Raw genomic sequence first — 12,668 nt, 5'->3', positions numbered from 1 at the left:
GGATGCAATCAGGCCGCGGCCTTGGCGCCGAAGCGCTTCTCGATGTAGTTCTCGACCAGCGCGTGGAACTCGCTGGCAATGTTGTCGCCGCGAAGCGTCAGCGCCTTCTCGCCGTCGATGAAGACGGGCGCCGCCGGCGCCTCGCCGGTACCGGGCAGGCTGATGCCGATGTCGGCATGCTTGCTCTCCCCGGGGCCGTTGACGATGCAACCCATGACGGCCACCTTCATCTCCTCGACGCCGGGGTACTTGTTGCGCCACACCGGCATCTGCAGGCGCAGGAAGTCGTCGATCTGCTTGGCCAGCTCCTGGAAGGTCGTGCTGGTCGTGCGGCCGCAGCCCGGGCAGGCGGTCACGCTGGGGTTGAAGTGGCGCAGTCCCAGCGCCTGCAGGATCTCCAGCGCGACCACCACCTCCTGCGTGCGCGACTCGCCAGGCTGGGGCGTGAGGCTGACGCGTATGGTGTCGCCGATGCCCTCCTGCGCCAGGATGCCAAGAGCGACGCTGGACGCCACCGTACCCTTGGTGCCCATGCCGGCCTCGGTCAGGCCCAGGTGCAGCGCGTAGTCGCAGCGACGAGCCAGCTCGCGGTAGACCGAAATCAGGTCCTGCACGCCGCTGACCTTGCAACTGATGATGATGTTGTCGGGGTTGAGCCCCAGCTCGCGGGCATAGGTGGCCGAGGTCAGCGCCGACTCGACCAGTGCCTGGTACATGACCGGCTTGGCGTCCCATGGCTGCGCACGCTTCGCGTTCTCGTCCATGAACTGGGCCAGCAGCTCCTGGTCAAGGCTGCCCCAGTTGACGCCGATGCGCACGACCTTGTCGTACTTCATCGCGGCTTCGATCATCTGGGCAAACTGCCTGTCCTTCTTCTCGCCCTTGCCGACGTTGCCGGGGTTGATGCGGTACTTGGACAGGGCCTGGGCCATGGCCGGATAGTCGGTCAGCAGGCGGTGGCCGTTGTAGTGGAAGTCGCCCACCAGCGGGACGTCGACGCCCATGCGGTCCAGCTGCTCGCGGATGTAGGGCACCTGCTCGGCGGCCTCGGGCGTGTTGACGGTGATACGCACCAGCTCCGAGCCGGCGATGGCCAGCTCCTTGATCTGGATGGCCGTGCCGATGGCGTCCACCGTGTCGGTGTTGGTCATGGACTGCACGCGCACCGGCGCGTCACCGCCGATGGTGACGACGCGGCCGCCCCAGACCACGCGGGCCTGACGGCTCCTGCGCGCCGCGGGGACGGCCTCGGGAATGATGTGTTCGCTCATCAATTCAACTCCAGACGGGCGACGTTGTCCTTGCCGCGCGCGCCCAGGTCGACGGCGGCTCCGCGCCACTCGATACGGGTGCCGCTCACATTGCCGACGCGCACCTTGTAGGGTGCAGCGCCGCTGTATTCCTGCTGCTCGCCCTCGCGCAACACGCGCGACAGCAGCGTCTGGCCCTGAGCGTCGACCACCTCGACCCAGGTCACGGCAGTGGCGGTGACGCGCAGCGCGCCGCCCGGCGCCACGGCGACGGCCGTCTTCTCGGGCGCGGGTGCAGTCGCCGACGCAGCCGCGGGCGGCGGTGCAACCTCGCGCACCTGCAGCGGCGCCGAAGCCACCGGCATGGGCGCCGGAGCAGGCGCCGAGGCCTGCGAGAAGGCCGGCGTGCTGGACGCCGCCAGGAACTCCACCGGGGCGCTGGCTACCGCCACGACGCCGGACGCGGGGAAGGCCGGCATGCTGGCGACGGACTCACGCTCGCCCACCCAGCCGGCCGGCACCCAGTACACAGCGGCCGCGGCCACCAGGATCAGCAGCGCGCCCCAGACGACGGGCCGGCCAAGCAGGGCCCGTACGCCACCGTCGATGGGGCTGCCGGCGCCACGTTCGCGGAAAGGCTGATTGAGACCCGGCCGCACGTCGAAACCCTGCTCGTTGGTGCGCGGCAGCAGGGCCAGCACGGGCGCCGGGTCGACCTTGAGCGCGCGGCACATGGCCGTGGCCAGCGCGCGGGCGAAGGTGGCGTCTGGCAGCAGGTCGTGGCGGTCAGCCTCCAGTGCCTCGAGCTTGGCCTGCGGTACCTTGAGCATGACGGCCAGTGCCGCGATGTGCAGGCCGCGCTGCTGGCGCGCATTCCTCAGCCAGGCACCGGCGGTGGCTGCGGAGCTGGCGCGTCCCTCGGAATTGGGTTCCATCGTCTTGTCGTTCTTGTCGTGTGCCGCGAACGGCTTATTCGTCGTAGCGGCCGGCGTCCAGGAACTGGGTTTCGGGCGCTTGCGGGTATTTGCGGCGCAGCTGCAGCGCGAGGTCGTCGACCATGGCGACGTCGCCCAGCTTGCGCTCGATGCGCAGCTGCAGCCACAGGCTCTGCGCGTTCAGCTGCTCCGGCTGGGCGTTGACGCGCTTCACGTAGAAGCGCGCGCGCTCCAGCTCGCGGTTGCGGAACAGCACCTCGGACAGATTGACCGCGATGGCCGGGCTGCCCGGATCGAGCTCGAAGGCGCGCGACAACGTCTTCTCGGCCACCAGCATGCGGCCGGCGCGGGCCTCGCACACTCCCTTGGCCAGCAGCGTGCGTGCCGGGGCGCGATAGGTGGACTGGGCCAGCGCCTGATCGAACAGGGAGTCGGCCGTGGGCCAGCGCTGCTGCTGGCACATGAACCAGCCATAGTTGTGCAGCGTGTCGGGGTCGTTGGGATAGGTGACCAGTGCGCGGCGGAAGGCTTCCTCGGCCAGCGCCGGTTCTCCCATGGCGGCGTAGACCAGACCGCGCAGGTTCACCGCCTCGCGCATGTCGGGCTTGGCCTGCAGCGCGAGCTTGAGTTCGTCCAACGCCGTCGTGAACTGGCCGCGCGAGAAATAGCCCTGGGCCAGCTCCAGCCGGATGCCGGCGCGGCGGTCGGCGTCGGTCTGGTCGGAGTCTGTCTTGATCTCGCGGTCGGCGGCTGGCCCGGTGCCAGCGCAGGCGGCGAGCAAGGCGGCGGTCAGAATGATCAGCAGTCGCATCATCGAATCCTCGGCGTTGGAACGTCAGCTGGATTTGGCCACCGTCACCGGTGCTCTGACCATGCGGATATGCGCGCGGGTGCGGTCCTGCACCTCGCCGGCGAGCTGGCCGCAGGCGGCGTCGATGTCATCGCCACGCGTCTTGCGCACGGTCGTCACGATGCCGGCCTGGATCAACACTTCGGCAAAAGCCTGCACGCGCGCATTCGTGCTGCGCACCAGGCCCGAGGCCGGGAAGGGATTGAAGGGGATCAGGTTGATCTTGCAACTGACCCGGTTCTTCAGCAGGCGCACCAGCTCCTGCGCCTGCTCGGGCGAGTCGTTCACCTCCTGCAGCATGCAGTACTCGAAGGTGATGAAGTCGCGCGGGGCCTTCTCGAGGTAGCGGTTGCAGGCGTCCAGCAGCTCGGCGATGGGGTATTTCTTGTTCAGCGGCACGAGCTGGTCGCGCAGCGGATCGACGGGCGCATGCAGGCTGACGGCCAGTGCGACCGGGCAGTCATCGCGCAGGCGGTCGATCATGGGCACGACGCCCGAGGTCGACACCGTGACGCGGCGGCGGCTCAGGCCGTAGCCATGGTCGTCCAGCATGGTCTTGAGCGCCGGCACAAGCTGGTCGTAGTTCTGCAGCGGCTCGCCCATGCCCATCATCACCACGTTGGAGATGACGCGCTCGTTCGTGTTCTGGCGCTGGCGCAGGCTGTGCTCGGCAAACCAGAGCTGGGCCGTGATCTCGGCCGTCGTCAGGTTGCGGCTGAAGCCCTGGTGGCCCGTGGAGCAGAAACGGCAGCCCACGGCGCAGCCAGCCTGGCTGGAGATGCACAGCGTGCCGCGGTCGTCCTCGGGGATGAAGACGGCTTCCACGGCATTGCCGGCACCGACGTCGAACAGCCACTTGATGGTGCCGTCCGTCGAGACATGCTCGGAGATGATGTCCAGGCCGCGGATGATGGCCCGGCCGCTGAGCTTCTCGCGCAGCGACTTGGCGAGGTCGGACATCTGTTCGAAGTCCGACGCACCCTTTTGGTGGATCCAGCGGAACAGCTGGGTCGCACGAAATTTCTTTTCGCCCAGTTGCTCGCAGTAGGCGGCCAGGCCTGGCAGATCGAAACCGAGCAGGTTGACCGCGTCCATACGAACTTCCTGGGCCGGGGTCACCGACCCCGTTGGGGGGATTTACCGGCCGGCGTAGACGTTCATGCCGGGGAAGAAGAACGCCACTTCGACGGCGGCCGTTTCGGCGGCGTCGGAGCCGTGCACGGCGTTGGCGTCGATGCTGTCGGCGAAGTCGGCGCGGATGGTGCCCTTCTCAGCCTTCTTCGGATCGGTCGCGCCCATGAGGTCACGGTTCTTCAGGATGGCGCCTTCGCCCTGCAGGGCCTGGATCATCACCGGGCCGGAGATCATGAAGTTGACCAGGTCGTTGAAGAACGGGCGGGCCTTGTGGACGGCGTAGAACGCTTCAGCTTCGACGCGCGACAGGTGCACCATCTTGGCGGCCACGACCTTCAGGCCGGCGGCTTCGAAGCGGGCGTAGATCTGGCCGATGACGTTCTTCGCCACGGCATCGGGCTTGATGATGGACAGGGTGGTTTCGATCGCCATGGGATTCTCCTGAGGGGGCGTATTGGACAAAGCCTGTCATTGTAGCGGGCAGGGATGACCCTAGCGGGTACGCCTGCCCGGACCGTGTTAGCGGTGGCGGCCGCCGAAACCGCCACCCGAACGGCCACCGCCGCCGCCCTTGCCGCCTCGCCCACCGCCGCCACCGCCGCGGCGCAGGAAGGCGTCACCGCCGATATAGCCGACCGAGGTCTGCATCGGATCGGGCTCGCGCTGGCCGCCGCCACCCTTGTTGCCGCCCTTGCCCGGCCGGTTGCCACCTTGCTGGCCACTGCCGCCGGCGCCGAAGCCCTGCGGGATTCCGCGCTTGCCGCCCGTCGCGTGGCGACGGTCGAAGGTCTGCTCCAGCGGGTTGATGTGATGCGGGATGAAGTCGTCGTCCTCATCGTCGTCGTCACGACGCTGGGCGCGCTCCTCGCGCGGGGGACGCTGCTGCTGCGCCTCGGGCGGACGGCTCGGGCGCGGGCCGACGCCGCTGTGGCGGTCGTCGGAACGGCGCTTGTTGCGGTCCTTCTTGTTGCCCTGCCCCTGTTGCTGAGGCTGTCCCTGCTGCTGCCCCTGCTGCTGGCTCTGCCCCTGGCCGCTGCCGGTGTGGCCGGCCAGGCGGCGGATGACGCGCACGTCGTCGTCACCCAGCTCCACCCAGACGCCGCGCTTGAGGCCGCGCGGCAGAACGACGGTGCCGTAGCGGATGCGGATCAGCCGGCTGACGACCATGCCAACCGCCTCGAAGAGCTTGCGCACCTCGCGGTTGCGGCCTTCGGTGATGACGACGCGATACCAGCGGTTGGCACCCTCGCCGCCGCCGTCCTCGATGCTCTTGAACGAGGCCGTCTGGCCGTCGACGCCGACGCCTTCGAGCAGCTTGGCGCGCTGTTCGTCGCTCAGCGAGCCCAGCACGCGCGCGGCGTACTCGCGCTCCACGCCGAAGCGCGGGTGCATCAGCTGGTTGGCCAGTTCGCCGGAGTTGGTGAACAGCAGCAGGCCCTCGGTGTTGATGTCCAGGCGGCCGACGGACTGCCACTTCTGGCCCTGCACGCGCGGCAGCGTGCGGAACACGGTCGGGCGGCCCTCGGGATCGTTGAAGGTCGAGACCTCGCCGGTGGGCTTGTGGTAAGCCAGGATGCGCGGGTTGGGCGGCGAGATGCGCACGCGCACCGGCTTGCCGTTGACGCGCACCTGGTCGCCAAAGGAGATGCGCTGGCCCACATGGGCCACCTCGCCATTGACCTCGATCTTGCCGTCGGCGATCCACTCCTCGATGTCGCGGCGTGAGCCTATGCCGGCCTGGGCCAGGACCTTCTGCAGCTTGGGTGCATCGGCATCCGGCGCCAGCACGCGCTTGGCCTCGCCCTCGCCCTCCCCGGCAGCCTCCTCGGCCTCAGGGGCCGCGTCCGGTGCGGCGGCGAGCACGGGCGGCTCGGCATCCGGCGCCTCGGACTCGGCATCCAGACTGCCCGACAACACGTCGGCGAAGCGCGCCCCCGCGGCCTCGACCAGCTCAGGCGCCAGCCCCTGGCCCGGCAGTTCGCTGCCACCGGCCGCCTGCACGGCGGACTGGCGCTCGGCGCGCTCCTTGCGGTTGCGCCGGCGATTGCGGCTGCGGCCGCCGCGCTCGCCATCGTCACCCTCCTCGTCCTCGGCCTCGCCACCACCTTGCTCAGCCGCCGGTGCCTCGTCACCCAGCGTGAACAGGGGCTCCGGCTCGCCCACGGGCGCCGGTGCCGCGACGGCTTCCACCACGGCCTCCTCGGCCGGCGCGACCACCGAGACCGCCGCGGCCGTCTTGCGCGGCGCGCGCTTGCGGGCCGGCGTGGGAGCCTCCTCCGCAGCTGCGGCCTCGGGCACGGTGCCTGCCTCTTCGGCCACCGCCTCGGCCTTGCGGCGCGTGCGCTTCACCGGCACGGCGGCTTCGGCCGCTGCCGCCTCGGGCGCGGCATCGCCCGTGGCCTTGGCCGTCGTGCGGCGGCGCTTGGGCGCGGCGGGCGCCTCGGCGTCAGCGGCGGGAGGCAGGGGATTGTCTTGATCAGCGTCGTTCATGCGGATTCGGGCTGGGGTTGCGGGGGCAGATCTTGGGGGTCGGGATTGGGGAGTGCGGGCGTGCCGTCGTCGCCAAACAGGCTCGGCGACGGCGCGGGCGCCTCGGCCGGCGGCTCCGCTTCGGCGGGCACTGCTGCGGGCGTGGCCTCTTCGGCGGCCTCCAGCAGTTGGCCCTGCAAGGCCTCGAAGGCCGGCGGCGCACCGCCGACCTCCAGGGCCGGCAGTTGCTCCAGGCTGGCCAGGCCCAGGTCGTCAAGGAAGGCCTTGGTCGTCGCGTACAGCGCCGGACGGCCGGGCGTCTCGCGATGGCCTATGGCCTCGATCCAGCCGCGATCCTCCAACTGCTTGACGATCTGGCTGGCGACGACGACACCGCGGATGTCCTCGATGTCGCCTCGCGTAACCGGTTGGCGGTAGGCAATGATGGCCAGCGTCTCAAGCACCGCGCGCGAATAGCGCGGCGGTTTCTCGGGGTGCAGCCGATCGAGGTAGTCGCGCAACTCGGGGCGGCTCTGGAAGCGCCAGCCCGAGGCCAGCGCCACCAGCTCCACGCCCTTGCCTTCCCAGTCGCGGGACAGCTCGTCGAGCAGACCGCGCAGCGTATCAGCGCCAAGCTCGTCGGCGAACAGGCTGCGCAACTCGCGCAGCGTCAGCGGCTGCGAGGCACAGATCAGCGCGGTCTCGAGGACGCGCTTGGCATCCTGACTATTCATGAACTCAACTTCGCACCCTCAATGGGCAGAGCTCTGGCGTTGTGACCCCGGTCTGGGCGCTCATCAGGCGCTCGCCAGAGGGCTGGGGCGGGTCCGGCACCGGCCTTCATGGACCAGGTGCGCAGCGATGGGTTGGCGTCTTCCGGGTGGACTGCGATCCCGCGACGGGCAGCCGTTCCCGCATCATCTGCTGACACCGGGCACGGCGCTCAGACGCGCCAACTGAACCGCATTGTAGCCCCGTCAGCCCGGCAGCTCGCCAGCGCCTATCCGGCCCCAGGCGGCGGCCATGTCGGCGGGCAGTGGCGCGGTCAGCGACAAGGCCTCGCCCGTGACCGGATGCGCGAAGCCCAGGCGCGCCGCATGCAGGGCCTGACGCGCCATGCCCAGGGCCGGTGCACCGCCGTACAGGACGTCCGCCAGCAAGGGGTGGCCACTGTGCATCAGATGCACGCGGATCTGGTGCGTGCGGCCCGTGTGCAGCACGCAGTGCACGGCGCTGACCGCCCGCCCCTGCACGTCACCGACGCCCAGCGGAAAGACGTCGGTGCGCGCCGGCTTGCCCAGGTTGGCGGGTGCGACGGCCATCTTCACGCGCGACACCGGGTCGCGCCGCAGGGCCACCGCCACGCTGAAGCCCTCCTCGACGCGCCCCCAGGCCAGTCCCAGGTACTCGCGGTGCACCTCGCGCGCGGCGATCTGGCGTGTCAGCGCAGTGACGGCCTCCAGCGTCTTGCCGACCACCATCAACCCGCTGGTGTCCTTGTCCAGCCGGTGCACGATGCCGGCGCGCGGCAGGCTGGCGCACGCCGGGTGGTGGGCCAGCAGGCCGTTCATCAGCGTGCCTGACCAGTTGCCCGCCGCCGGGTGCACGACCAGGCCGGCCGGCTTGTTGACGACAGCCAGGTGCTCATCCTCGTAGACGAAGTCCAGCTCCATCGCCTCGGCGCGGAAGGCGCGGCTCTCGTCGGTGGGCTGCAACTCGACCTCGATGCGCTGGCCGGCGCGCAGCTTGAGGGCCGCCTTCTGAAGCGGCCGGCCGTCCAGCGTCACGCAGCCGCGCTCGATGAGCGACTGCAGGTGGTTGCGCGAGAACTCAGGCGCCAGCCGCGTCAGCCAGCGGTCCAGCCGCTCGCCATGGCCGGCGGCATCGACGTCCGCACCGCGCCGCTCGACCTCGTCGCCACCATCGGCCTCCTGCTCGAAGTCCTCCTGACCCCCCACCCTATACTCCGCGTCCATTGTTCCCCGTGACCAGCCGGCAGCACCGCCGTCGACTCCAGACATGTTTGTTGAGAAATTCAAGGCCGGCCGCATCGTCGCCGGCGCCGTCCTGATGGCGTTCGCGCTTGGCATGAGCGGCTGCGGCTCCACGGCCAAGGAGGATCCAAACTCCCAGGCAGCGCTGGACAAATTGTATGCAGACGCCAAGGACGACCTGAACGCCGGCAGCTACGACCGCGCCATCAAGTCGCTGGAGAAGATCGAGGGCCGTGCCGCCGGCACGCCCATGGGTCAGCAGGCGACGCTGGACGTGGCCTGGGCCTACTACAAGACCAACGAGCGCGCCCAGGCGATCGCGACGCTGGATCGCTTCATCAAGCTCAACCCGTCCAGTCCGGCGATGGACTACGCCCTCTACATGAAGGGCATCGTCAACTTCAACGAGGACCTGGGCCTGTTCGGCCGCCTGGCCAACCAGGACGTGGCCGAGCGCGACCAGCAAGCCTCGCGCGAGGCCCTGCTGGCCTTCCGCCAGCTCGTCGAGCAGTTCCCCGAGTCCAAGTACTCGGCCGAGGCGACGACGCGCATCAACTTCATCACGAACACGCTGGCGGCCTACGAGATCCACGTGGCGCGCTACTACTTCAATCGCAAGGCCTATGTCGCCGCGGCCAACCGCGCACAGAGCGCCGTGGCCGAGTTCCAGCATGCACCGGGCATCGAGGAAGGCCTGTTCATCATGAGCGAGAGCTACGACAAGCTGGGCCTGACCCAGCTGCGCGACGATGCCCGCCGCGTGCTGGACAAGAATTTCCCCAGCAGCGTCTACGCCACGGGCAACTCATCCAAGCGCAAGCCCTGGTGGCAACTCTGGTGAAGCAGGGCGCCTCTCGCCCAGCCTCGCATCGCTGAACGCGATTGAGTCGGGTCACTCCCCCGAGGAGCGGCGAAGCTTGGCGGGTTGACCGCCATCAATACGGGCCTGTCAGGCCCGTTCTTCATTGAGGCGCTGCAACCACGCCAGCGCCTCGGCCTCGTTGGCCACCGCCGTCATCGGCGGCAAGGCTGCGCGCAGGCGGCGGCCGTAGTTCATGCCCGCCATGCGCGGGTCGCACACCACCAGCAGGCCACGATCGGTTTCGGTGCGGATCAGACGCCCGGCGCCCTGCTTCAGCGCGATGGCCGCTTCGGCAACGAAGTACTCCGCGAAAGCATTGCGCCCCTGGGCCTCCAGGCGCTGCACGCGCGCCTCAACGAGGGGGTCGTTGGGCGGCGGGAAGGGCAGCTTGTCGATGAGCACACATTGCAGCGCGTCGCCCGGCACGTCTATGCCCTCCCAGAAGCTGGCCGAGCCGACCAGCACCGCCTGCGGGTTGTCCACGAAGCGCTGCAGCAACACGCGCTTCGGCGCCGCGCCCTGCTGCAGCACGGCGATGGCATCGCCGCCCTCCTCGAAGCGCTCGCGCAGCGCATCGGCCACGGTCTGCAGGTTACGCAGCGTCGTCGTCAGCACGAAGGTCCGCCCGCCCAGCGCCCGCGCCAGGCGCGAGGCCAGCAGCGCGACGCTGGCCGGATGGGTGGGCTCAGCGGGCTTGGGAAAGCCGCGCGGCACATACAGGCGCGCATGGGCCGGATAGTCGAAGGGGCTTCCCACGCGAAGCACCTCGGCGTCGGTGAGGCCCGCGGGCTCGGTGAACCAGGTCAGGCCCTCGTCATCGCCTAGCGTTGCCGATGTGAACACCCAGGCCTTGGGCGGCCCTTCCAACTGCTGCTGCATCGCGTCGCGAATGTCCAGCGGTGACTCGACCAGACGCGCCCCATGGGGGCTGATGTCTATCCATCGCACGTCGCCGGGGTCGGGCGGGGCGGCAAAGGCCTTGGCCAGGTCCCGCAACTGCTGAGCGCGCTCGCACAGGCGGGCGAAATCGGGAGCGGCCTCGCGCACGGCGGTCAGCGCTTCGAGCGCCGCAGCACTCGCCGTTTCGACGCCCGCGAGTGCAAGCGCGAAACCTGGCTGATTCGCCCTCTCCTTCCAGCCCAGCTTGAGCGTTCCGCGCAGCTCGCGGCCGGCGGTGGCCAGCGGCCCGGCCGCAGCCAGGCGCAGCTCGCGCGCGGCCTTCTCAACACCGGCATGCAGGCCCTGCCAGTCGTGCACGCCGCGCGCATGGGCCAGGCCCTGGGCGAGCAGGTCGCGGGCGAAATCGATCAGCGACGCCGTGCCCAGCAGCGTGCCAAGGAACTGCACGCCGGCCTCGGCGAGCTGATGAGCCTCGTCGAAGATGGCAATCTCGACGCTGGGCAGCAGCTCGGCGACACCACTGTCGCGCAACGTCATGTCGGCGAAGAAGAGGTGGTGGTTGACTACCACGACGTCGGCCTCCATCGCCTCGCGCCGCGCCTTGACGACGTAGCAGGCCTTCCAGTCGGGGCAGTCCTGGCCCAGGCAGTTCTCGCGGCTGGAGCTGACGATGGGAATGATGGGCGAGCGTTCGTCCAGCCCGTCGATCTCGGCGAAGTCACCGGTCGCAGTCCCCAGCGCCCAGCGCTCGATGCGCGCGAGGGACAGCGCCGTGCGTCGGTCCGGGAACTCGCCGGACACGCGCGCCTCCTTCATGCGGTGCAGACACAGGTAGCTGCTGCGCCCCTTGAGCAGCGCCAGGCGCACCGGCATCTGCAACGCCTTCGTCAGGCGCGGCAGGTCGCGCAGGAAGAGCTGGTCCTGCAGGCTCTTGGTGGCGGTGCTGATCAGGGCCCGGCTGCCGGCCAGCAGCGTCGGCACGAGGTAGGCGAAGGTCTTGCCGACACCCGTGCCAGCCTCGACGACAAGTGCCTGGCGTCGCGACAGCGCACGGGCCACTGCGCGGCTCATCTGCAGCTGCGGCTCGCGCGGCCTGTAGCCCGGGTCCAGCCGCGCCAGCGGGCCGTCCACGTCGAAGGCGGCAACGACAGCCTGTTCGAGTTCGTCGGCGGCGGGTGGGGCGGGCGGGGTGGCCTGATCGAGGGCGTCGAGCCAGTCGTCGAGATCAGGCGGGTTCATCGGGCTCGCTGGCGGCCTCCAGCCGGGCCATCATGTCGCGCAAGGCCAGGCGGCGCTTCTTCAGGCGCTGCAGCGCCAGTTCGTCCAGCGGCGTCTGCTCGACGAGGCGATCGATCATCGCGTCGAGATCGGCATGCTCCATGCGCAGCTCGATGAGGCGCCGCGACACAGAGTGAAGTTGTTCATCCATCCGAGGGGTTTCTGGGGCGGGTTGCAGCGGGCCGAAAGCTCGCCGCCAAGTATAGTTTTCAGCATGCCCCCTCCCATCGCCGCCGGATTCCGACTCAACGCCGCCACCGGCACCCATCGCGGGGACCGGACCTACCAGCAGGACCAGGTGGCCGTCATCGCCCACCCGCGCGTCGCAGGCTGCATGATGGGCATCGTGGCCGACGGCATGGGCGGCAAGAGCGGCGGGCGCAAGGCGGCCGACCAGGTCGTGCTGACGGCGCGCCAGCTGTTCGAGCGCTATTCGCCCGAGGACGAATCGCCGGCTGAGCTGCTGGGCCAGATCGCGTCGGAGGCACACCTGATGATCAAGCTGACGGCCATCTCCGCCGAGGAGGAGCCGCACAGCACCATCGCCGGCTTCGTCGTCTCCAGTGACCGCTGCGCGCACTGGATCCATTCTGGCGATTCGCGCATCTACTGGTTCCGCGGCGCCCGCCTCGTGAAGCGCTCGATGGACCACTCCTATGTGCAGCGCCTCGTCGATGAGGGCCAGCTGAGTGAGGCCGAGGCCAGCTCGCATGCGCAGAGCAACCTGCTGACGGCCTGCCTGGGTACCGTGCAGGAGCCGACCTCGACCGCAGAGCGCTTCGAGGGCCTGGAGGTCGGCGACACGCTGATGTGCTGCAGCGACGGCCTGTGGCATTACTTCACCGCCCAGGAGCTGGGCAGCGTGCTCCACAGCCTGCCACCGCGCGAGGCCGCCGAGCTGCTGGTGAGCAAGGCGCGACAGCGCGCACGCGGCGGCGGCGACAACCTCTCCATCGCCATCGTCAAGCTCGAGAACCTCGACTGAATCGTCGCCTG

12 protein-coding genes are annotated in these 12,668 nt (G+C 69.5%); 2 read left to right on the top strand and 10 right to left on the bottom strand.

Annotated features, from left to right (window positions below):
- Nucleotides 1–8 precede the first annotated feature (8 nt).
- From ispG to JOY88_RS00695, 8 genes are all read right to left on the bottom strand, one after another.
- Complete coding sequence (ispG, locus tag JOY88_RS00730) at nt 9–1,271, bottom strand: flavodoxin-dependent (E)-4-hydroxy-3-methylbut-2-enyl-diphosphate synthase (RefSeq protein WP_293499450.1); 1,263 nt, start codon at nt 1,269–1,271, stop codon at nt 9–11.
- Complete coding sequence (locus JOY88_RS00725) at nt 1,271–2,185, bottom strand: helix-turn-helix domain-containing protein (RefSeq protein WP_293499448.1); 915 nt, start codon at nt 2,183–2,185, stop codon at nt 1,271–1,273. The genes ispG and JOY88_RS00725 overlap by 1 nt, the downstream gene beginning before the upstream one ends.
- A 34-nt stretch (nt 2,186–2,219) precedes the next feature.
- Complete coding sequence (pilW, locus tag JOY88_RS00720; RefSeq protein WP_293499446.1) at nt 2,220–2,996, bottom strand: type IV pilus biogenesis/stability protein PilW; 777 nt, start codon at nt 2,994–2,996, stop codon at nt 2,220–2,222.
- 24 nt (nt 2,997–3,020) lie between these two features.
- Nucleotides 3,021–4,130 (bottom strand): dual-specificity RNA methyltransferase RlmN, encoded by a 1,110-nt coding sequence (rlmN, locus tag JOY88_RS00715; RefSeq protein WP_293499444.1) that lies wholly within the window; start codon nt 4,128–4,130, stop codon nt 3,021–3,023.
- Between the two features lie 42 nt (nt 4,131–4,172).
- Complete coding sequence (gene ndk, locus JOY88_RS00710) at nt 4,173–4,601, bottom strand: nucleoside-diphosphate kinase (RefSeq protein WP_293499442.1); 429 nt, start codon at nt 4,599–4,601, stop codon at nt 4,173–4,175.
- An 87-nt stretch (nt 4,602–4,688) separates the two neighbouring features.
- On the bottom strand, nt 4,689–6,659 hold the full coding sequence (locus JOY88_RS00705) for a pseudouridine synthase (protein ID WP_293499440.1): 1,971 nt from the start codon (nt 6,657–6,659) through the stop codon (nt 4,689–4,691).
- Nucleotides 6,656–7,372, bottom strand: a complete 717-nt coding sequence (scpB, locus tag JOY88_RS00700; RefSeq protein ID WP_293499438.1) for an SMC-Scp complex subunit ScpB — start codon at nt 7,370–7,372, stop codon at nt 6,656–6,658. Before scpB ends, JOY88_RS00705 begins: the two co-directional genes overlap by 4 nt.
- Before the next feature lie 243 nt (nt 7,373–7,615).
- Nucleotides 7,616–8,614 carry an RluA family pseudouridine synthase gene (locus JOY88_RS00695; RefSeq protein WP_524539171.1) on the bottom strand — a complete coding sequence of 333 codons (999 nt, stop codon included), beginning with the start codon at nt 8,612–8,614 and terminating at the stop codon, nt 7,616–7,618.
- Between the two features lie 43 nt (nt 8,615–8,657).
- Between JOY88_RS00695 and bamD the strand changes: the two genes are divergently transcribed.
- Nucleotides 8,658–9,473, top strand: coding sequence for an outer membrane protein assembly factor BamD (gene bamD, locus JOY88_RS00690; RefSeq protein ID WP_293499434.1), 816 nt, complete (start codon nt 8,658–8,660; stop codon nt 9,471–9,473).
- Between the two features lie 108 nt (nt 9,474–9,581).
- On the opposite strand, the gene yoaA is transcribed toward bamD, so the two are convergent.
- Nucleotides 9,582–11,633, bottom strand: a complete 2,052-nt coding sequence (gene yoaA, locus JOY88_RS00685) for a DNA repair helicase YoaA (protein ID WP_293499432.1) — start codon at nt 11,631–11,633, stop codon at nt 9,582–9,584.
- Entirely contained in the window at nt 11,620–11,823 is a 204-nt protein-coding gene (locus tag JOY88_RS00680) for a YdcH family protein (protein ID WP_293499431.1), read from the bottom strand. The genes yoaA and JOY88_RS00680 overlap by 14 nt, the downstream gene beginning before the upstream one ends.
- A gap of 63 nt (nt 11,824–11,886) precedes the next feature.
- Here JOY88_RS00680 and JOY88_RS00675 point away from each other — a divergent pair, with 63 nt between their 5' ends.
- Nucleotides 11,887–12,657 carry a PP2C family protein-serine/threonine phosphatase gene (locus tag JOY88_RS00675; RefSeq protein ID WP_293499430.1) on the top strand — a complete coding sequence of 257 codons (771 nt, stop codon included), beginning with the start codon at nt 11,887–11,889 and terminating at the stop codon, nt 12,655–12,657.
- Nucleotides 12,658–12,668 lie beyond the last annotated feature (11 nt).

This window comes from Roseateles sp., from assembly GCF_019237615.1.
Lineage (GTDB): Bacteria > Pseudomonadota > Gammaproteobacteria > Burkholderiales > Burkholderiaceae_C > Pelomonas.
The sequence above is the reverse complement of the archived record's forward strand: the minus strand, read 5'-3'. Positions and strand labels throughout refer to the sequence as shown.